The 20,080-nt window shown below is 70.3% G+C and carries 19 protein-coding genes and 1 pseudogene; 13 read left to right on the top strand and 7 right to left on the bottom strand.

Annotated elements, in window-relative coordinates; genetic code table 11:
- The 4 genes from efeB (at nt 1) to ACZ60Q_RS08190 (ending at nt 5,174) form a co-directional block, all read left to right on the top strand.
- The gene (gene efeB / locus ACZ60Q_RS08205) at nt 1-1,338 is read left to right on the top strand and encodes an iron uptake transporter deferrochelatase/peroxidase subunit (protein ID WP_469630118.1); all 1,338 of its coding nucleotides are present in this window, start codon (nt 1-3) and stop codon (nt 1,336-1,338) included.
- A 118-nt stretch (nt 1,339-1,456) separates the two neighbouring features.
- A complete protein-coding gene (gene pheA, locus ACZ60Q_RS08200; RefSeq protein ID WP_469630115.1) occupies nt 1,457-2,392 on the top strand; it encodes a prephenate dehydratase in 936 nt (311 codons plus the stop codon).
- A gap of 692 nt (nt 2,393-3,084) precedes the next feature.
- Nucleotides 3,085-4,362: a serine--tRNA ligase gene (gene serS, locus ACZ60Q_RS08195; protein WP_469630112.1), complete on the top strand. Its 1,278-nt coding sequence runs from the start codon at nt 3,085-3,087 to the stop codon at nt 4,360-4,362.
- A complete protein-coding gene (locus ACZ60Q_RS08190; protein WP_469630110.1) occupies nt 4,359-5,174 on the top strand; it encodes an HAD family hydrolase in 816 nt (271 codons plus the stop codon). Before serS ends, ACZ60Q_RS08190 begins: the two co-directional genes overlap by 4 nt.
- A gap of 200 nt (nt 5,175-5,374) precedes the next feature.
- On the opposite strand, the gene ACZ60Q_RS08185 is transcribed toward ACZ60Q_RS08190, so the two are convergent.
- The 4 genes from ACZ60Q_RS08185 to ACZ60Q_RS08170 are packed head-to-tail and all read right to left on the bottom strand — an operon-like array spanning nt 5,375 to nt 8,965.
- Nucleotides 5,375-6,094 (bottom strand): ABC transporter permease, encoded by a 720-nt coding sequence (locus ACZ60Q_RS08185; protein ID WP_469630107.1) that lies wholly within the window; start codon nt 6,092-6,094, stop codon nt 5,375-5,377.
- Nucleotides 6,095-6,124: 30 nt separating this feature from the next.
- Entirely contained in the window at nt 6,125-7,036 is a 912-nt protein-coding gene (locus ACZ60Q_RS08180; RefSeq protein WP_469630104.1) for an ABC transporter ATP-binding protein, read from the bottom strand.
- Complete coding sequence (locus tag ACZ60Q_RS08175) at nt 7,033-7,941, bottom strand: ABC transporter permease subunit (RefSeq protein ID WP_469630101.1); 909 nt, start codon at nt 7,939-7,941, stop codon at nt 7,033-7,035. The genes ACZ60Q_RS08180 and ACZ60Q_RS08175 overlap by 4 nt, the downstream gene beginning before the upstream one ends.
- Nucleotides 7,931-8,965, bottom strand: a complete 1,035-nt coding sequence (locus ACZ60Q_RS08170) for an ABC transporter ATP-binding protein (RefSeq protein WP_469631246.1) — start codon at nt 8,963-8,965, stop codon at nt 7,931-7,933. The genes ACZ60Q_RS08175 and ACZ60Q_RS08170 overlap by 11 nt, the downstream gene beginning before the upstream one ends.
- Before the next feature lie 350 nt (nt 8,966-9,315).
- On the opposite strand from ACZ60Q_RS08170, the gene ACZ60Q_RS08165 reads away from it, so the two are divergent.
- The 4 genes from ACZ60Q_RS08165 to ACZ60Q_RS08150 all read left to right on the top strand — a co-directional run bounded on the left by ACZ60Q_RS08165 (nt 9,316) and on the right by ACZ60Q_RS08150 (nt 13,629).
- Entirely contained in the window at nt 9,316-10,176 is an 861-nt protein-coding gene (locus ACZ60Q_RS08165; protein WP_469630095.1) for a M24 family metallopeptidase, read from the top strand.
- Entirely contained in the window at nt 10,173-11,945 is a 1,773-nt protein-coding gene (locus ACZ60Q_RS08160; RefSeq protein WP_469630093.1) for an SDR family oxidoreductase, read from the top strand. Before ACZ60Q_RS08165 ends, ACZ60Q_RS08160 begins: the two co-directional genes overlap by 4 nt.
- The gene (locus ACZ60Q_RS08155) at nt 11,942-12,940 is read left to right on the top strand and encodes a MerR family transcriptional regulator (protein ID WP_469630091.1); all 999 of its coding nucleotides are present in this window, start codon (nt 11,942-11,944) and stop codon (nt 12,938-12,940) included. The genes ACZ60Q_RS08160 and ACZ60Q_RS08155 overlap by 4 nt, the downstream gene beginning before the upstream one ends.
- Nucleotides 12,941-13,080: 140 nt before the next feature.
- The gene (locus tag ACZ60Q_RS08150) at nt 13,081-13,629 is read left to right on the top strand and encodes an RNA 2'-phosphotransferase (RefSeq protein WP_469630088.1); all 549 of its coding nucleotides are present in this window, start codon (nt 13,081-13,083) and stop codon (nt 13,627-13,629) included.
- A 23-nt stretch (nt 13,630-13,652) separates the two neighbouring features.
- Here ACZ60Q_RS08150 and ACZ60Q_RS08145 read toward each other — a convergent pair whose 3' ends face one another.
- Nucleotides 13,653-14,549, bottom strand: coding sequence for an LLM class flavin-dependent oxidoreductase (locus tag ACZ60Q_RS08145; protein ID WP_469630085.1), 897 nt, complete (start codon nt 14,547-14,549; stop codon nt 13,653-13,655).
- A 94-nt stretch (nt 14,550-14,643) separates the two neighbouring features.
- On the opposite strand from ACZ60Q_RS08145, the gene ACZ60Q_RS08140 reads away from it, so the two are divergent.
- The 4 genes from ACZ60Q_RS08140 to ACZ60Q_RS08125 are packed head-to-tail and all read left to right on the top strand — an operon-like array spanning nt 14,644 to nt 16,934.
- Entirely contained in the window at nt 14,644-14,955 is a 312-nt protein-coding gene (locus ACZ60Q_RS08140) for a calcium-binding protein (protein ID WP_469630082.1), read from the top strand.
- A gap of 52 nt (nt 14,956-15,007) precedes the next feature.
- Nucleotides 15,008-16,216, top strand: a complete 1,209-nt coding sequence (locus tag ACZ60Q_RS08135; RefSeq protein ID WP_469630079.1) for a hypothetical protein — start codon at nt 15,008-15,010, stop codon at nt 16,214-16,216.
- A 47-nt stretch (nt 16,217-16,263) separates the two neighbouring features.
- The gene (locus ACZ60Q_RS08130) at nt 16,264-16,545 is read left to right on the top strand and encodes a hypothetical protein (protein ID WP_469630076.1); all 282 of its coding nucleotides are present in this window, start codon (nt 16,264-16,266) and stop codon (nt 16,543-16,545) included.
- Complete coding sequence (locus ACZ60Q_RS08125) at nt 16,542-16,934, top strand: type II toxin-antitoxin system VapC family toxin (RefSeq protein ID WP_469630074.1); 393 nt, start codon at nt 16,542-16,544, stop codon at nt 16,932-16,934. Before ACZ60Q_RS08130 ends, ACZ60Q_RS08125 begins: the two co-directional genes overlap by 4 nt.
- 75 nt (nt 16,935-17,009) lie before the next feature.
- Here ACZ60Q_RS08125 and ACZ60Q_RS08120 read toward each other — a convergent pair.
- Nucleotides 17,010-17,234: pseudogene (locus ACZ60Q_RS08120) on the bottom strand (LLM class flavin-dependent oxidoreductase); the annotation flags it as partial.
- A gap of 148 nt (nt 17,235-17,382) precedes the next feature.
- On the opposite strand from ACZ60Q_RS08120, the gene ACZ60Q_RS08115 reads away from it, so the two are divergent.
- Nucleotides 17,383-18,240, top strand: a complete 858-nt coding sequence (locus tag ACZ60Q_RS08115) for an HAD family hydrolase (protein WP_469630072.1) — start codon at nt 17,383-17,385, stop codon at nt 18,238-18,240.
- Between the two features lie 92 nt (nt 18,241-18,332).
- Here ACZ60Q_RS08115 and ACZ60Q_RS08110 read toward each other — a convergent pair whose 3' ends face one another.
- Nucleotides 18,333-20,039: a sensor histidine kinase gene (locus ACZ60Q_RS08110; RefSeq protein WP_469630069.1), complete on the bottom strand. Its 1,707-nt coding sequence runs from the start codon at nt 20,037-20,039 to the stop codon at nt 18,333-18,335.
- Nucleotides 20,040-20,080 lie beyond the last annotated feature (41 nt).

The following is a 20,080-nucleotide window of genomic DNA, read 5'->3' as shown; positions in this document are numbered from 1 at the left end:
GTGAGCAAGACCAAGAAGCAGACGCCGGACGAGACCGCCGCCACCCACTCCCCGGGCAGCCCCACCACCGGCTCCCCGGGCGGCGACAGCACCAGCGGTTCCGGAGTATCGCGGCGGCGGCTGCTGGGCACGGCGGGCGCCACGGGGCTGGTGCTGGGAGCCGGAGGCGGGGCCGCCGGGTACGCCGCCACCCGCCCCGAGGAGACGGCCGCGCTGACAACCGTCGGGGCGACCGAGTCGATGTTTCACGGGAAACATCAATCGGGGATCACCACTCCGCTTCAGGCCCGGGGCCATCTCGTCGCCTTCGACCTCGCGGCGGGCGGGGGTCGCAAGGAGGCGGCGGCTCTGCTGCGGCGCTGGTCGGCGGCGGCGAAGGAGCTGATGGCGGGCCGCCCCACGGCGGGCGGGCCGGACGGCCCCGGGCACGACACCGGGATCGCCCTGGACGCGGGGCCGTCGTCCCTGACCGTCACCTTCGGCTTCGGCCGTACGTTCTTCGCGCGCACCGGTCTGACCACCCGCCTGCCCGCCGCGCTCGACCCGCTGCCCGCGTTCTCCGCCGACGCGCTCGACGCAGAGCGGTCGAACGGCGACCTGTGGGTGCAGATCGGCGCGGACGACGCGCTGGTCGCCTTCCACGCGCTGCGGGCCCTCCAGAAGGAGGCCGCGGGCACGGCGCGGGTGCGATGGCAGATGAACGGCTTCAACCGCACCCCCGGCGCGACCGCCCGGCCGATGACCGCCCGCAATCTGATGGGCCAGATCGACGGGACCGGAAACCCGCGGCCGGCCGACGAGGACTTCGACCGGAGCGTCTTCGTCCCCGCGTCCCCCGGGAAGCCGCAGGAGTGGATGGAGGGCGGTTCGTACGCCGTCGTCCGCCGGATCAGAATGCTCCTGGACGACTGGGAGAAGCTTCCGGTGGAGCGCCAGGAGCGGGTCATCGGACGGCGCAAGGCGGACGGGGCGCCCCTGAGCGGGGGGACCGAGACCACGGAGATGAACCTCGACAAGGCGGGCCCGGACGGCAGGCTCGTGATCCCCGACGACGCCCACGCCCGGATCTCCTCGCCCGAGAAGAACGGCGGGGCCGCCATGCTGCGCCGCCCGTTCTCGTACCACGACGGCATCGCGGAGGACGGTACCGCGGACGCCGGGCTCCTCTTCGTCTGCTGGCAGGCGGACCCGTTCCGCGGTTTCGTGCCGGTGCAGCGCAAGCTCGACCGGGGCGACGCGCTGTCGCCGTTCCTCCGGCACGAGGCGAGCGGGGTGTTCGCGGTGCCGGGCGGGGCGGCGGAGGGCGAGTACGTGGGACAGCGGCTGCTGGAGTCGTAGGGCGCCCGCGCCCTCTTCGCTCCGGCCCAGAAGCGCTCGTGGCATGGCCTGCCCGCGCCCTCCCGACCGCATTCTGAGACAGCGCGGCGGGCCTCGCGGGGCGCATTAGGGTGACCGTATGTCAGCCACGCGCTACGCCTATCTCGGTCCCGAAGGCACCTTCACCGAGGTCGCCCTCCGTACGCTCCCGGAAGCCGCCACCCGGGAACTCGTCCCGATGGTGTCCGTGCCGGCCGCCCTGGACGCCGTGCGCGGTGGCGAGGTGGCGGCGGCGCTCGTGCCGATCGAGAACTCCGTCGAGGGCGGCATCACCGCGACACTGGACGAGCTGGCCGGCGGGGAACCGCTGATGATCTATCGCGAGGTGCTGCTGTCCATCACCTTCGCCCTGCTGGTACGGCCCGGGACCAAGCTGTCGGACATCAAGACGGTCACCGCGCACCCGGCCGCCCAGCCGCAGGTGCGCAACTGGATGTCGGCCCACCTCCCGGGGGCTCTGTGGGAGTCGGCGGCGTCCAACGCGGACGGGGCCCGGCTGGTCCAGGAGGGGCGGTACGACGCCGCGTTCGCCGGGGAGTTCGCCGCCGCGACCTACGGCCTGGAGCCGCTGGTGACGGAGATCCACGACGCGGAGAACGCCCAGACGCGCTTCGTCCTGGTGGGCCGGCCCGCCCGGCCCTCCGCACCGACCGGCGCGGACAAGACCTCCGTGGTGATCCGGCTGGGCGACGACCGTCCCGGCGCCCTCCTGGAGCTGCTCCAGGAGTTCGCGGTGCGCGGCGTCAACCTGATGCTGATCCAGTCCCGCCCGACCGGTGAGGGCATCGGCAACTACTGCTTCGCCGTGGACGCCGAGGGGCACATCGCGGACCGGCGGGTCGGGGAGGCCCTGATGGGTCTGAAGCGGATCAGCCCGAAGGTGCGGTTCCTCGGCTCGTACCCGCGGGCGGGCGTCTCCCCGGACGAGGTGCGGCCGCTGCGGGCGGGCACATCGGACGCGACGTTCACGGAAGCCTCCGACTGGCTGGCGCGCAGCCAGGACGGCCGGATCTGACGGAAGGTGCGGGAGGAGCCACCGGCACGAGAAGTGCGCGGGGGCGGCCTCCTTGAGCGCTTCGCAGCGGTGCGATCTACAGATAGTCACGCTCTCCGGGGAGTTATCCACAGGAGAGTTCTCGACCTGGGGACAAGTCGACACCCCAATGCGACATCGTCGACAAATCAACCCAGCAACCCCGGAGTCATCCACAGACATGCGAGGCGGCATGAGTCGACGTGAGTCGCCTATGTCCCCTCAATTCCCTTGATCAACTCTTTGGGGCAAGGAATTCCCACGCGAACGAGCCCGTGGAACGCGTTTGGGCGGGGATTCCACGGGGCTTCGTCCGAGTTCCGGAACAATGTCCTCCTGCATCCACAGAACTTCCACACAGCCTGTGGATAACTATTCCGGCACGGAACCCTCTGTGGACAACAGCGGCCGACACACCCCTCAACTCCCGCCCACCTCAAGGCCGATACGTCAAGGCGGGCCGCGCCTCCTGCCCCGTTCAGGGGACTTAACCGCCATTATTGACACCCGCGACCTTCACCCCGAGCCTTCCCTCCAGCCCCCCTTGGCCTTCTCCGGCACCGGGGCCGTCCGCGATTCCCCCTCAGGAATATCAATTCCGGCAATTCGGTCATAGTGACACGCTCGGCAATATCGGTTCGAGTGCGAGATCCGCACACCGGTAGCCTGGAGGGGTGATTGACCTTCGCCTGCTCCGTGAGGACCCCGACCGTGTTCGCGCCTCCCAGCGCGCCCGTGGAGAGGATGTCGACCTCGTCGACGCCCTGCTCTCCGCCGACGAGCTGCGCAGGTCGTCCGGCGTCCGCTTCGACGAACTCCGTGCCGAACAGAAGTCCCTCGGCAAGCTGATCCCCAAGGCCACCCCCGAGGAGCGCACCGAGCTTCTCAAGAAGGCCGAGCAGCTCAAGGCCGGCGTCAAGGCGGCCGACGCCGCCCAGGACGAGGCCGACGCGAGTGCCAAGCGGCTCCTGCTCCAGCTCGGCAACATCGTCCACGAGGACGTGCCGGTCGGCGGCGAGGAGGACTTCGTCGTCCTGGAGACCCACGGCACCGTCCGGGACTTCGGCGCCGAGGGCTTCGAGCCCAAGGACCACCTGGAGATCGGCGAGGCGCTCGGCGCCATCGACATGGAGCGCGGGGCCAAGGTCTCCGGCTCACGGTTCTACTACCTCACGGGCGTCGGAGCGCTCCTGGAGCTCGCCCTCGTCAACGCGGCGATCGCGCAGGCCACCGAGGCCGGGTTCGTCCCGATGCTCACCCCGGCGCTGGTCCGCCCCCGCGCCATGGAGGGCACCGGCTTCCTCGGCCAGGCCTCGGAGAACGTGTACCACCTGGAGAAGGACGACTACTACCTGGTCGGCACCTCCGAGGTCCCCCTCGCCGCGTACCACATGGACGAGATCATCGACGCCGACAAGCTGCCCCTGCGGTACGCCGGGTTCTCCCCGTGCTTCCGCCGCGAGGCCGGCACGTACGGCAAGGACACCCGCGGCATCTTCCGCGTCCACCAGTTCGACAAGGTCGAGATGTTCTCGTACGTCGACCCGTCGGACGCCGAAGCCGAGCACCGCAGGCTCCTGGAGTGGGAGAAGCAGTGGCTCACCGCCCTCGAACTGCCCTTCCAGGTGATCGACGTCGCCACCGGTGACCTCGGTTCCTCCGCCTCGCGGAAGTTCGACTGCGAGGCGTGGATCCCGACCCAGGGCAAGTACCGCGAGCTCACCTCCGCGTCGAACTGCGACGGCTTCCAGGCCCGCCGCCTGTCCGTCCGGATGCGCGAGGGCAAGAAGGTCCGGCCGCTGGCCACGCTGAACGGCACGCTCTGCGCCGTACCGCGCACGATCGTGGCGATTCTGGAGAACCACCAGCTTCCCGACGGTTCGGTCCGGGTGCCCGAGATGCTCCGTCCGTACCTGGGCGGGCGCGAGGTCCTGGAACCGGTCGCCAAGTGACCTTCCCCTACAGGCTCGTCGCGACCGACCTCGACGGCACCCTGCTGCGCGGCGACGACACGGTCTCCGAGCGCACCCGCGAGGCTCTGGCCGCCGCCACGGCGGCCGGCGCCGCGCACATCATCGTCACCGGACGTGCGGTCCCCTGGACCCGGCACATTCTGGACGACCTCGGTTACGAGGGGCTCGCGGTCTGCGGTCAGGGCGCGCAGGTCTACCACGCGGGCGAGCACAAGCTGCTGACCTCGCTGACCCTGGACCGGCAGCTCGCCGGTCTCGCGCTGTCCAAGATCGAGGCGGAGATCGGCCCGCTGCACCTGGCGGCCAGCCGCGACGGGCTGGACGGCGAGGTGCTGGTGGGCCCCGGCTACCAGGTGCAGGAGGGGCCGCTCCCGTACCTCTTCGTGGACGACGCCACCGAGATGTGGACCGCCCCCCTCAACAAGGTCTACATACAGCACCCGGAGCTGGACGACGACGCGCTGGCCTTCGCCGCACGGGCGGCGGTCGGCAGCCTGGTCGACGTGGTCATGGCCGGGGCCGGCGTGGTCGAGATCCTGCCGCTGGGCCTGAGCAAGGCGACCGGCCTCTCGCTGGCCGCCCGCCGGCTCGGCGTGAAGGCGGCCGACACGATCGCCTTCGGCGACATGCCGAACGACATCCCGATGTTCGGCTGGGCCCACCACGGCGTGGCCATGGCCAACGCCCACGACGACCTGAAGGCCGTCGCCCACGAGATCACGGCGTCCAACGAGGACGACGGCATCGCGGTGGTGCTGGAGGAACTGCTCCGCTCGGCGCCCGTCGCCTGAGCGATGCCGTACGCACGGGGCAGCGAGCCGACAACGGCCCGGCACCGTTTCCCATGGTGCCGGGCCGCCGGTCTCGGCGCCGCCCGCCGCGGCGGCGCAGATCCTTCGGCGCGTTGCGTCACAGACGGCTCCCGCCCTGTGGGCGGGAGCCGTCTGCCGTACGCGCGAGTCTCAGGCCGCGGCCTGAGAGACCGGGGCCCTCACTCCTCGCCCGCCAGCTTCAGCGCCCGCAGCTTCTGGCCCGCGTACCAGGTGGCGGCGACCGTGACCGCGACCAGCAGGACCGTGGCGAGCGGCAGGCCGACGTCCGAGGTCACCGCGCCGTCGCCCGCCACCTTCTGGGCGACCGCCAGGGACCACTGCTGGACGCTGAGCGTCCGCGCGCCGGGCACCAGGCTGCCGAACAGGGCCTCCCAGACCAGCGCGTAGACCAGGCCGAGGACGACCGCGTGCCGGCTGACCGTGCCGAGCAGCAGGAACAGGGCGCTGTACGCGATCGAGGCGACCAGCGCCGCGATCGTGTAGGCGACGGCGACCTGCTGGCCGTTGCCGTTGAGGATCAGCCCCGCGAGAAGCGTCGGCAGGGCGGAGAACACCATGGTCACCGCGATGGCCACGATCAGCTTGGTGAAGATGATCGTGGGCCGCTTCACGGGCTTGGCGAGCAGGTAGACGATCGAGCCGTCGTCGATCTCGGGGCCGATCGCCCCGGTGCCCGCGATCACGCCGATCAGCGGCACCATCGTGGCGATGGCGAAGCCGCCGAGGACGTCCGCGGCGATCTGGTCATCGGCTCCGGCGAACATGCGCACGGCCGCGGCGATGACCAGCAGCAGTGCGGGCAGGACGAACAGGATGGCGGCCCGGCGCCGGCCGAGCAGGGCCCGGTAGGTGAGCCGGGCGACTGTGGGGTCGTACATGACGGTGCACAGCTCCTTTCAGGCCACTACTCAGGCCGCTACGAGATAGGAAAAGACCGATTCGAGTGATTCATCGGACGGTGAGACGGTAAGCAGTCGGATGCCCTGCTCCCGGGCCACCCGCGGCAGCAGTTCGGTGAACCGCCCGAAGTCGACGGCCTGGATGCGCAGCGCCTTCTCGGTCACGTCGACCTCGATGCCCGCCGTGGACGGGTCGGCGATGAGCGCGGCCGCGAGGGCCCGGTCGTCGCTGGAGCGCACCAGGTAGCGGTGCGGCCGGTCCGTCATCAGCCGGCGGATCCTCCGGAAGTCACCGGACGCGGCGTGGCGGCCCGCCACGATCACCTCGATGTGCGAGGCCAACTGTTCGACCTCTTCGAGGATGTGGGAGGAGAACAGGACCGTGCGCCCCTCGTCCCCCATCCGTCGCAGCAGTTCCATCAGCTGCATCCGCTGGCGCGGATCCATCCCGTTGAACGGTTCGTCCAGGAGCAGCACCGAGGGCTCGTGGACCAGCGCGGACGCCATCTTCACGCGCTGGCGCATGCCCTTGCTGTACGTGGAGATCTTGCGGTCCTGCGCGTACTCCATCTGGACCGTGGCGAGCGCCTTGCGCGCCTCGGCCTCTCCCAAACCCTGGAGTTCGGCGTTGGCGACGACGAATTCCTTGCCGGTGAGGAAGTCGTACATCCCCTCTCGCTCCGGAACGATACCGATCTTCTTGTAGACGTCCTCGTTGCGCCAGATCGGCCGGCCGTCGAGCGTGACCTTCCCCGTCGAGGGGGCGAGGAAGCCGCCCATCATGTTGATCAGGGTGGACTTTCCGGCGCCGTTCGGGCCGAGAAGTCCGGTGACGCCGGGCCCTACGGTCATGGAGACGTCGTTGACGGCGACCACGTTGCCGAACCAGCGCGAGGTGTGGTCGATCTCGATGGTGGTCACAGCCCGACCCTCCGGTAGCGGCGCATCAGGACGGCGTACGAGCCGGCGACGAGCGCGAGAACAACGATCAGATAGACCACACCGGTTCCGGCTCCCGGGCCTTCCCCTCCGGGGAAGGCGGTGGAAGCGCCGAGGAACGCGGTCTGGACGCCGTCGATCAGGGTGATCGGCGAGAAGAGGCCGAGCCACTGCACGGCCCCTGCCGACCCGGTATCCCAGGCGATGGCCTGGACCGTGGAGACGGCGCCGTAGGTGATGGTCAGGAGGGCGATCACCGCGGCGACGCCGAAGCCGCGCCGCGGGGTCAGGGCGGCCATCACGAGGCCGAGCCCGGCGAACAGCACGGACAGCAGCGCCACCGACACCAGTCCCTGGCCGAACCACTTCGTCTGATCGGCGAAGTCGAACTTCGCGAGCAGAGAGCCCACATAGAGGATGAGCAGCGGCGCTCCGGTGAGGATGAAGAGCGCGGCGGCGGTGGCGGCGAACTTCGCCATCACGTAGTCGGCGCGTTCGATCGGCCGCGAGAAGTACAGGGGGACGCTCTTGAACCGGAGGTCCCTGGAGACCGCCTGCGGTGCCTGGGCGGCGATGAACAGGCCGATGACGGCCTGGAGGTAGATCGCGTACGAGGTGTACTTGACCACCAGCTTGCTGGCGTCCGGGGTGGCCATGGAGACCGCCACCAGGATCGCCGCGACCAGCGCCATCACGCCGAACAGCAGCATGGGCAGCACCTTGGACTTGGCGGAACGGCCCAGTCCGAAGGAGCCCCGCAGCGTCTGCGAGAACAGCGATCGGCGGGCGTAGGCCCGGCCGAGCCGCGGGCCGTCGTAGGAGCGGTAGCCGATGTTGTGGATCCGGGAGGCGTCGCGCCCGGTCGCGGCCTTGGTCTCAGTGCTCATCGCGACCACTTCCCTTCTGCTGTACGGCCCCGGCGGTGGCGGCCGCGGCCGGGACGGCGGTGCCGTGCGCCCCGCTCTGTCGTGTCCCGCCCTGTCGCGTCCCGCCCTGTTCGGTACGGAAGACCTCGGCGATGTGGTGGCGGCGCTGTTCCATGCGGACCAGGCCCAGCCCGAGCCCGGCGACGCTGTCGCGGACCAGGTCGTACGTGTCCTCGCCGGCCGCCTCGATCAGAAGGATGTGGCCCGCACCGGGCAGCCCCTCCGTGTCGATCCCGTCGTGGCCGATGAGGGTGACCCCGGCGTCGGTCAGGACCTTGCGCAATGCGCCGGTGCCGTCGGGGTGGGTGTCGCTGTCGGTCACCTCGACCGCGAGGGTCGCGGTGGTCTGCGTGAAGTCGCTGGTGGAACTGGAGCGCAGGAGCGTGCCGCCGTCGATGACGACGACGTGGTCGCAGGTGCGTTCCAGCTCGCCCAGGAGGTGCGAGGTCACCAGAACGGAGATGCCGAAGTCGGTGTGGATCCGGCGGATGAGGCCGAGCATCTCGTCACGGCCGACCGGGTCCAGGCCGTTGGTCGGCTCGTCCAGGAGGACCAGCCGGGGGTCGTGGACGAGGGCCTGGGCCAGCTTCACCCGCTGCTTCATACCGGTCGAGTAGCCGCCGATGGGGCGGTAGCGCTCCTCGTAGAGGCCGACGTGTCGCAGGGTGTCGGCCGTGCGTTCGCGGGCCGCCGTCGGCGGCAGCCCCGACATGCGGGCCATGTGCACGACGAACTCGGTCGCCGAGACGTCGGGCGGCAGGCAGTCGTGCTCGGGCATGTACCCCACCCGTTCCCGGATGGCGGCGCCGCTGGTCGCGACGTCGAGCCCGAGTACTGCGGCCCGGCCTTCGGTGGCGGGGGAAAGACCCAGCAGGATCTTGATCAGTGTGGACTTGCCGGCTCCGTTGGAACCTACCAGACCGGTCACACCCGGTCCGATGTCCAACGTGAGCCGGTCAAGCGCGGTCACCCGGGGGAACCGCATACTCAGGGCTTCGGTAGCGATAACGGCTGTCACGGAAACGACGTTAGTGGTGCGGGCCACAGGGGTCGTCAGCCCTGATGGCTGGATCCGCGTAAGACTCCAGGCGTACGCGCCCGTAGGGGACCCCGCGAAGGACAAGGTCCCGAACTCCGGGACGGGCGGCGCGACCGGGGTCACCGGGGAGGGCCTCGGTCCCGGTCTCCGCGGGCGGGGGCGGAGTTTTCCACAGGCGGGCACCCCTGCTTGTCCACAGGACGTGCGGCCCCCTTGACGCAGCCGCTGGACATTGTCACATTCATCAGTGTCACGTTACGGACACGTACCGCACACGGCAGGGAACGGACGGTGGCATGACCGGCATGGCCTCGGCAGTGCAGCACGAAATCGCCCCGGAGCTGCGGGGGTTCAGAGAAGTCCAGCGTCTGGCCTATGCCTGCGCGGAGGCGGTCGCCGGTCAGCTGCGGTCGGGGGTGACCGAGCGCGAGGCGGCCCGGATGCAGCGCGAGTGGCTGCGCGAGCGCGGCGTGCGCGACTGGTTCCACCTCCCGTTCGCCTGGTTCGGGGACCGCACGGCGTTCGCCGGGTTCAAGGTGCCACTGCAGTTCTTCCCGACCGACCGGAGGCTGGAGCCGGGGATGCCGTTCATCCTCGACCTGGCCCCGGTGCACAAGGGCTTCACCGCCGATGTCGGGTATTCGGGGTGCCTGGGCCTCAATCCGCTGCACGACAAACTGCTGGGCGACCTGGAGGCCCACCGCGAGCTGATCCTGCGGGAGGTCCGCGAGCGCCGTTCCCTGCGCGAGATATACGAGCACGTCGAACGCCTCATGACCGCGCAGGGCTACGCGAACAGGCACCGGGTCTACCCCTTCGGCGTGATCGCCCACAAGATCGACCGCGTCGCCGAACGCCGTTGGTCGCCGCAGGTCTTCGGCTTCGGTACCCAGGCCCTCAGAGGGCTGGTGAGTGACGCCCTGCGCGGTCACCGGGACGGCTGGTCGCCGCTGTGGAGCCCCTACCGCTTCTCCGACCACCCGCCGCGGCCGGGCCTGTGGGCGGTCGAACCCCACCTCGGATTCCGGGGTACGGGCGCGAAGTTCGAGGAGATCCTGGTCGTCACCGACTCCGAGGACCCCGAGCAGAGCGCTTTCTGGCTGGACGACGATCTGCCGCACGTGCGGCGCTGGGCCGAGGAGAAGGTGGCGGCGTGAATCTGTCCCAGGCGCGTGAGCGACGCGTGACCACGGGAGGCGTCGAGCTGTGCGTCGCCGAGCTGGGCGACGCGGGCCGGCCGACCGTGGTGCTGGTCCACGGCTATCCGGACACCAAGGAGGTCTGGTCGGACGTCGCCGTCCGGCTGGCCCAGCACTGGCACGTGGTGTTGTACGACGTACGGGGGCACGGCAGGTCGACCGCCCCGAGACCCCTGCGCGGCGGCTTCACCCTGGAGAAGCTGACCGACGACTTCCTTGCCGTGATCGACACGGTCAGTCCGGACCGGCCGGTGCACGTGGTCGGTCACGACTGGGGGTCCGTCCAGGCCTGGGAGTTCGTCACGGTCGGCAGGACCGAGGGCAGGATCGCCTCCTTCACCTCGATGTCCGGCCCGTCCCTGGACCACTTCGGGCACTGGATCAAGCACCGGATGACCCGCCCCACCCCGCGCCGGGTCGGCCAACTGCTCGGTCAAGGGGCCAAGTCCTGGTACGTGTACATGCTCCATACGCCGGTCCTGCCGGAGCTCGCCTGGCGCGGCCCGCTCGGGAAGCGGTGGCCCCGGATCCTGGAGCGGATGGAGAAGGTGCCCGCGGGCGACTACCCCACCGCCTCCCTGCCGGACGACGCGGCGCGCGGCGCCTGGCTCTACCGTGACAACGTCCGCGCCCGGCTGGGCAGGCCCCGCGCGGACGCCTATGCCCACGCACCCGTCCAGCTGATCACGCCGACCGGGGACTCCTTCCTCTCCGAGCGGCTCTACGACGGGCTGGAGGACTGGGTCCCCACGCTGGTGCGCCGCACGCTTCCGGCCAAGCACTGGGTGCCCCGCACCCGGCCGGACCAGCTGGCCTCCTGGGTCGACGAGTTCGTCTCCGCGAACGAGTCCGCAGGACGGGAGGGCGCGCCCGTCCGGCAGGCGACCGCGCAGGACCCCTACGCGCAGCGGTTCGGCGGTCAGCTGGTCCTGGTGACGGGCGCGGCCTCCGGGATCGGTCGGGCCACGGCGTTCGCGTTCGCCGAGGCGGGCGCCCGGGTCGTGGCCGTGGACCGGGACGCGGAGGGGGCCGCCCGGACCGCGGAGATGGCGCGACTGATCGGGGCGCCCGCGGCCTGGGGTGAGGCGGTCGACGTCAGCGACGAGTCCGCGATGGAGAAGCTCGCCGCCCGGGTCGCCGACGAGTACGGCATCGTCGACGTCCTGGTCAACAACGCCGGGATCGGGCTGTCCGGTTCCTTCCTGGAGACCACGAGCGAGGAGTGGAAGAAGGTCCTCGACGTCAATCTCTGGGGGGTCATCCACGGCTGTCGGATCTTCGGCCGCCAGATGGCGGACCGGGGCCAGGGCGGCCACATCGTCAACACGGCTTCGGCGGCTGCCTTCCAGCCCTCCCGGGCGCTGCCCGCGTACAGCACGTCGAAGGCTGCCGTGCTGATGCTCAGCGAATGTCTACGGGCCGAGCTGGCGGAGAAGTCGATCGGGGTGAGCGCGATATGCCCCGGCATCGTCAACACCAACATCACCGCCACGACGCGTTTCGCGGGGGCCGACGCGGCGGCGGAGGAGCGGCTTCAGAAGCGGACGAGCCGTCTCTACGGATGGCGCAACTACCCGCCGGAGAAGGTCGCCGACGCGATCCTGCGGGCGGTCGTACGCAACCAGGCGGTGGTGCCGGTGACCCCGGAGGCACGCGGTGCGCGGCTGCTGTCCCGGCTGAGCCCCGGGGCCCTGCGCTCCGTCGCCCGGCTGAAGCCTCCGCTGTGACCGGGGCCGAGGCTCAGGCAGCCGAGTACCGGATCGAGGACCTGGCCCACGCCAGCGGGGCCACGGTGCGCACGATCCGCGCCTATCAGGACCGGGGGCTGCTCCCGACGCCCGAGCGACGCGGCCGGGCCAACGTGTACCGGGAGACCCACCTGGCCCGGCTGCGGCAGATCGCGGACCTGCTCGACCGGGGTTACACCCTGGCCAGTATCAAGGAGTTGCTGGAGGCGTGGGACGCGGGACGGGGGCTCGGCGGGGTGCTCGGGCTGGTCGCCGAGGTGCACGGCCCGTGGACGGACGAGGAGGCCGACCGGATCAGCCGCCGGGAGCTGGACGCGAGGTTCGGCGGTCGGCAGGACGAGATGGCCATCGCCGAGGCGGTGGAGCTCGGCGTGCTGGAGCGAGTGCCCGGCAGGGACGACGAATTCCTCGTACCCAGTCCGCAAGAGCTCGCGGTGGCGGTCGAGTTGTACGGGGCCGGAGTGCCGCTGCCCGCGATCTCGGGTCATCTACGGGAACTTCGCGGCCAGGTGGAGCACATAGCCTCCCGTTTCCTGGAGTTCACCACCGAGCACGTCTTCGCGCGCTATCTGGGCCACCGCCCGCCCACCGACTCCGACGCGGCCGAGGCAGCCTCGCTGGTACGCCGGCTGCGTCCGCTCGCCCAGCAGACGGTCGACGCGGAACTGGCGCGTGCCATGAGGACGTTCGCCACCCGTCATCTGCATCACCACCTCGGCGCGCAGGAAACGACGATCGCCCAGGACGCGACCCGTCCCGTACTCCTTCCCACTCGGACAACACAGGCCGTGCAGGAACTGGTTGGTGCGGAGCGAGTGGCGGACTTCGTGACAGCGGCCACGGAACGGGAGCTCCAGGCACGCACCTTGGATGACCTCACAGCAACTCACGCCAAAGAGGGCAAAACTAATGAAATCCCCTATAGCCCCCAAGAGTTGTCCACAGAATCGCCAAATAAACTGTGGATAACCTGAGTTGGCTGTGGATCAAACCTGCGGGAGGAGAAATTCCGAAGAACCGCGGAGAAATGACGAGCCGAAGAAATGACGGACCGCAGCGGTGACGAGCCGAAACGCGGATGCGCGGACAAGCCCGCCACAGGCACTCTGACGCCATGGACGAACGTCGCACCGTCAAGGTGTCCAAGTACCTCTCGAAGCATCTGCGGCATCAGCCGGAACGCATCGGCCTCACCCTCGACGAGAACGGCTGGGTGGCGGTCGAGGAGCTGCTGCACGCCGCGGCCCGGCACGGATTCGCCTTCTCCCGCGCCGAGCTCGATCACGTCGTCGCCGCCAACGACAAGCGGCGCTTCACCGTCGAGAGCGGTGTCGAGAGCGACCGCATCCGCGCCGCTCAGGGCCACACCGTCGCCGTCGACCTGGACCTGCCGCCGGCCGAACCGCCCGCCTACCTCTACCACGGCACGGTCGCCCGGGTGATGGACGCGATCCGGACCGAGGGCCTGCGCCCCATGGCCCGCCACCACGTCCACCTGTCCACCGACCGGGAGACGGCCACCCGGGTCGGCGCCCGTCGGGGCCGCCCCCTGGTCCTCACCGTGGACGCGGGCGCGATGCACCGCGCCGGCCATGTCTTCCGGGTAAGCGCCAATGGGGTCTGGCTCGCCGACGCCGTACCTCCGCGATTCCTGCGCGGCTGAGAGAGGCAGCCCCCACGCCGCCGCTACGCCAGCTGCGCGGGCGCCTCTGTCGCGATGCGCTCGAAGACCTCCGCGTCGACGTCGAAGACCGAGTCAGGGATCGGGGCGTGGATGACGATCTCGGTGAAGCCCAGCTCCACGTGGCGCCCCGCGAAGTCGACGAACGCGTCCACGGACGTCAGCGGGTCGTTGCGGTCCGGCGTGAAGGCGGTGAGCAGGATCCGGTCCAGCTCGGAGGCGTCCCGGCCGATCTCCGCGCAGGCCGCCGAGAGCCTCTCGTTCTGCTCCCGCAGCGCGGCCCGGGACTCCTCCGGGGTGCCGTTCTCGTACAGCTTGGGGTCGCCGGTGGTGACCCAGGCCTGCCCATGCCGGGCGGCGAGCTTCAGCCCCCGCGGCCCGGTCGCGGCGACGGCGAAGGGCAGCCGGGGGCGCTGGACACAGCCGGGGATGTTGCGGGCCTCCTCCGCGGCGTAGTGCTTCCCGCGCTCGGTCACCGCGTCCTCGGTGAGCAGCCGGTCCAGGAGCGGGACGAACTCGGCGAAGCGGTCGGCGCGTTCGCGCGGGGTCCAGGCATCCTGGCCCAGGGCGGTCGCGTCGAAGCCACTGCCGCCGGCGCCGATACCGAGAGTGACCCGCCCGCCCGAGATGTCGTCCAGGGAGATCAGCTCCTTGGCCAGCGTGACCGGGTGGCGGAAGTTCGGCGAGGTCACGAGGGTGCCCAGCCGTATCCGCTCGGTCGCCCCGGCCGCCGCGGTGAGGGTGGGGACCGCGCCGTACCAGGGGCCGTCGCGGAAAGTGCGCCACGACAGATGGTCATAGGTGTAGGCGGTGTGGAAGCCGAGCCGCTCGGCGCGCAGCCACTGGTCACGACCGCCGTCGAGCCAGCGGCGGATGGGAAGTATCACGGTGCTCAGACGCATGCGTTCGAGCGTACGGGCTTCTCACTGCCGCGCAGGCGTCGGTGGGGAAGACGAAGCCATGACAGCATCGCGAGGAAACCACTACCGTGCGCCCATGGGCACTCTGAGTAGGGTCGAACTCGATGCCATGATCGAAGAGGCGACTGTCGACGCCTACGGCGAGCATGAGCAGCGGACCGGTCTGTTCACCATGCTTGAGGAGCATCTGGAACTGCCCTTCGTCACCACGATTCTTGGTGTCGAGGTGACGGTGCGTGGCGTAGACCTCACGTCTGACGGGAGGATCGTCGCCCTGTGCTCTCGTGGCCGCGTCCGGCAGTCGATCGGCATCCTGGACCTGCCGTTGCCCAACCCGGCACCCGAGGGGGCGGAGTGGATCGAGGCGCACCGCCACTGGGCCGGTTGAGACCAGACACCTCTCACTTCACGCGGAACTGGCTCGCACGAAAGGGCTGAACGTGGCTGAGGCCGTACAGGGCGCGCGTCAGGATGCCGCTGAGCCATCACTGACCGACCTCATCGAACGCAGTGCCGAGTTGAAAGGAGAACTGGTCGCCTTCGCCCGGAGTGCTCGCTTCGACCGGTGGCTGACGCCCCTCCTGCTGAAGGCCGCAGGTCCCGCACGGCAGCTGGACGAGGGCCGGGCGATCCGGATCACCGACCACTTCATCCTGAGTTACCGACTCCCGGACGGTTCGACCGTGGTGGACCGGTTCGTCGCCGGACGGAAGAGCCTGACCGCGGCCGACCGGGAGTTGCTGCTCGGCTGGCGTGACCCGGTCGAGGGCATCTTCGAGATCCAGCGCAAGGACGGGGATGCCGTCGTCCTGCTGAACCTCGTCGACGACCTGGAGTACCGCACGTACTCGAATGCCGGGCGGACGGCGTTCCGCGGAGTGTCCAAGGGAGGATTCCTCCACACCTGCCTGGTGCCCGTCCACTCGGCCGACGGGGCGTGGCTGGTGTCCGGGGCCATGTCGTACTACCCCAGGTCCAGTGCCACCGACATCGCACAGGCGGCGCTCGAAATGGCCACCGGCCAACCCGAGCTGGTCTTCCGCAACCCCCAGAAAATCAGGCAGGGTTGGCAGCGGATGCGGGAGGACCGGGCCGCGTTCTTCGAGTTCTGCGGCGGCGACGAGTTGGTCCTTCCGCCTGTCGAAGCCCAGGATCTCCTCAACGCCTACTACCGCCACCGCCAGGAGGCGGCCGTCGCCGCCGCGCAACCCGGCCGGTCCCGACGCAAGCGGCTCTCCGGCCCGGACCTGCCGCTCTTCGAGCTGCCACGGGACCTGGCGGACGCGGACACCATCGGCCTCATCTATGACGAGGTCGACGGGCTGAACTTCTACGCGGACTACGGGATGCTCCGAGAACTCTTCGCCAACCCTATTCTCCCGGGTCGCAGGCAGCATCAGGACCTGCTGCGCACCTACCTCCGCGAAGAGTCGATCACACCACTGCCAATCCGCCGTCTGGCCACCGCTCACCCGGAGACAGCCGATGCGGTGTTCCGGAAGCTGCTGCGGCAGCCCGGCTTCACCTGGGGCGAGCACGGTGAAGCACTGCTGCGCCGACGCAAGCCCTGGTACTACGAGAAAGAGCCCCGTCCGGGCGTCTCCGTCATCGGCGACCGCCTCAGCAGGCTCGCCGCCGGCCTCTGGTAGGCACCGCGGAGCGGCAAGCTTAATAGGTCATGTACTACACTTCCTTTATGGATACGCCCCGCCCCGGCAAGACCCGAGTCACCAGCGTCTCCCTGCGCGCCGAGACCTTGGAGGCGATCCGCGCACGCGCCGGCAGGCAAGGCGTCTCCTCCTATATCGAGGAAGCCGTGCAGCGACAGCTCCAGCGCGAGGCCATTGACGAGTACATCGCCATGGCTGAAGCGGAGCACGGTCCCGTCGACCCTGCGGAGGTGTCGGACAAGGCCGAACGGATCCTCGCCCACCACGCAGCCCACCGTAGTGAGTCCGCTTCAGCGGACGCCGCATGAGCGGGACCCTCGTTCTCGACAGCGAGGCCCTCTCCAAGCTCTCCCGTAGACACCGCGACATGACGGTATGGCTGGACGTCGCCCGCAGACTGGACCTGCTCGTCGTGACGAGCGCCGCCACGCTGGTGGAGGCACGCGAACCGAAGGTGCCTCAGGCGGCGTTCGACCATGCCGTTTCCCTGGCCAAGGTGCGCCCCGTCACGGAGGAGATCGCACGTGCGGCAAGCAGACTGCTCTCCGCGGAAGGCCTGCATGGTCACAAGTACGCCATCGATGCGATGCTCGCGGCCACGGCGCACGCGGAGCACGGCGACGTCACCGTCATCACGAGCGACGCGGAGGACCTCCGCGTGCTGTGCCTCCCTCGCATCGCAGTCGAGTCGATCTGAGCACCCACGGCGGTCCTTCCTGAGCCCTTGCCATGTTTCCGCAGGTCAGCCCGCGATAGGCGAAATAGGCTTGCCTGAGGTCACGAGGGTGCCCAGCCGCAGGCGTTCGGTGGCCGACGCCGCGGCGGTGAGCGTGGGCAGCGCCCCGAACCACGGGCCGTCCCGGAAGGTCCGCCAGGACAGGTGGTCGTAGGTGTAGGCCGTGTGGAAGCCCAGCTCCTCCGCGCGCTGCCAGCGGTCACGACCGCCCTCGTGCCAGCGGTAGACGGGAAGGACCACGGTGCTCAGGCGGGGACTCATGCCCCTGAGCCTACGACTGTGCGCGGGTCCGGTGACCACGCGATGGCACTGGCATATGCCATAGGAACTTTCCGCTGTTCAACGCGCCATTCACTCACATGTGCGCCCCTCCGCACGCACGTGCACCTCTGTGGGCGAGAATGGCCGGGTGACCTCAGTGACCGATACGCCTCTTCCCGCCGTGACCCGGCTGATCGCCACCGACCTCGACGGCACCTTGCTCCGCGACGACAAGACGCTGTCCGCGCGCACGGTCGCGGCCCTGGCGGCAGCCGAGGAGGCCGGGATCGAGGTCCTCTTCGTCACCGGCAGGCCGGCTCGCTGGATGGACGTCGTGCGGGACCACGTCCAGAGCCACGGTACGGCGATCTGCGCCAACGGCGCCGTGGTCACCGACCTGCGGACGGACGGCGAGCTGCTCTCCGTACGGCCGCTGGAGCGCGCGGCCGCCCTGCAGGTCGTACACGCCCTGCGCGAGGCCGCACCCGGCACCTCCTTCGCCGTCGAGATGACCACCGGCATCAACTACGAACCGGCCTACCCGCCCTTCCATCTGGACCCGGGCGCCACGGTGGCGGTCGCCGAGAAGCTGCTGCACGAGGACGCCCCGGGCACCGGCGCGCCGGTGCTCAAGCTGCTGGCCCACCACACCGAGCTGGCGCCCGACGCCTTTCTCGCGCTGGCCCGTGCGGCGGCCGGCGACCGGGCCGCCTTCACCCGCTCCAGCCCCTCCGCGCTCCTGGAGGTCAGCGGACTCGGCGTTTCCAAGGCCACGACGCTCGCCGCCTGTTGTGCCGAGCGCGGCATCTCGCCCGCCGAGGTGGTCGCCTTCGGCGACATGCCCAACGACATCGAGATGCTCAGCTGGGCCGGCGCCTCCTTCGCGATGGGCAACGCCCACCCGGACGCGCTGGCCGCCGCCTCGGGCCGGACCGCGACCAACGAGGAGGACGGGGTGGCGGTCGTCATCGAGCGGATCCTCACCGCCCGCGCAGAGACCCGCTGAAACCTTTCGGCACACCAGAACGCCGCCCGCCGCCCGCCGCGGTCGGCGGGGCTCGTTCCGCCCGTCCGGCAGGGTCGCCTTACGCACCGCCCTCACAGCGGCGCCTCCCACACCACCGTCGTACCGCCGCCGTCCTCCCCGATCCCCGGTTCGATCCGGCTCGATCCGCCCAGGGACTCGGCCCGGCGGGCCAGGTTGCGCAGTCCGCTGCGGCGGCCGCCCTCCGGGATGCCCACCCCGTCATCGGCGACCGAGAGACGCACCGCTCCGCGCCCGTCCGGCAGGGTCACCGTCGCGTCGACGACCACATCGATCAGCGACGCCCGCGCGTGCCGGAACGCGTTGGAGAGGGCCTCGCGCAGGGCGGCGACCAGGTTCTTGCCGGTCAACTCGCCGACGAGCGAGTCCACCGGGCCCAGGAAGCGGTGCGAGGGCTTGAAGCCGAGCGGGACGGCCGCCATGTTGATCTCCCGCAGCACGCGGGTACGCAGCCCCGAGGGGGCTTCGGCAGGTTCCTGCTGGAGCGCGAAGATGGCCGTGCGGATCTCCTGGATCGTCACGTCCAGCTCGTCGACGGCCCGGCCGACACCGGTCCGCACCTCGGGCACCACCGACCTCCGCTGAGCGCTCTCCAGCATCATCCCGGTGGCGAACAGCCGCTGGATGACCAGGTCGTGGAGGTCGCGGGCGATCCGGTCGCGGTCCTCGTACACCGCGAGGCGCTCCCGGTCCCGCTGCGCCTCGGCCATCATCAGCGCGAGCGCCGCCTGGGAGGCGAACTGGGTGGCGAGCGTCCGCTCGGTCTCGGTGAACGGGCGCGCGCCCCGCGACCGGGGGGTGGCCAGCGCACCGAGCACCCGTCCGCCGCTGTGGAGCGGCAGCATCATGCTGGGGCCGAACCGGTCGGCCAGTCTGGTGACCATCCGGCTGTCGGTGGCCGAGTCGTCGATGAACACCGCCTCGCCCGCCAGGAGTTTCACCACCAGCGCGCTCCGGGGCGGGATGATCACACCGAGCGAGGACGCGGGGTCGTCGGACGATACAGCGACGATCTCCAGGCCCCCCTCCTCGGCGGGCAGCAGCACGATCCCGGCGGCGGAGTCGGCGAGCCGTCGGGCCTGTTCGGCGACCACGGACAGCGCCTCGTCGGCGTCCCCGCCCGACAGGAGCGCCGTGGTGACCGCGACGGAACCGTCGATCCAGTGCTCCCTCTGCCGCGCCGCCTCGTACAGTCGTGCGTTGCCGATGGCGATCCCGGCCTCCGTGGCGAGCACCCGGACCATGTGGAGGTCGTAGTCGCTGAATTCGGCGCCGTCCTGCTTCTCGGCCAGGTAGAGATTGCCGAAGACCTCCCCCTGGACCCGGATGGGCACCCCCAGGAAGGTCCGCATCCGGGGGTGCCCCGGCGGGAAGCCGGCCGCCCGCGGATCGGTGGACAGGTCGGCCAGGCGGACCGGGGCGGGGTCGTGGATCAGCGCGCCGAGCAGACCGCGGTGGCCGTCGGGGCGCCGCCCGATCGCCTCGGCCACCTCCTGCGCAACGCCGTACGTGACGAAGTCCGACAAGCCCTCCCCCAACTCGTCGACGACGCCGATGGCGGCGTACCGGGCGTGGGCGAGCTCGGCCGCCGTCTCGCAGATCCGGTCCAGGGTCGAGTGCAGTTCCAGCCCCGCGCCGACGGAACGCATCGCCTCCAGGAGCTGCGGCACCCGCGCGGTCAGTTCGGTGGACAGACCCTGGAGGCTGCGGGTGGCACGGGTGGCGGCGTCGAGGGAGTCCTTCGGGTCGGGCTCTGCCATGGCCCGAGCCTAGTTAGTACCGATAGGGGGCGAAAGTCGAG

The organism is Streptomyces sp. NPDC104313 (assembly GCF_055583985.1).
Note: the sequence above shows the minus strand (reverse complement) of the source record. Positions and strands in the feature narration are given on the sequence as shown.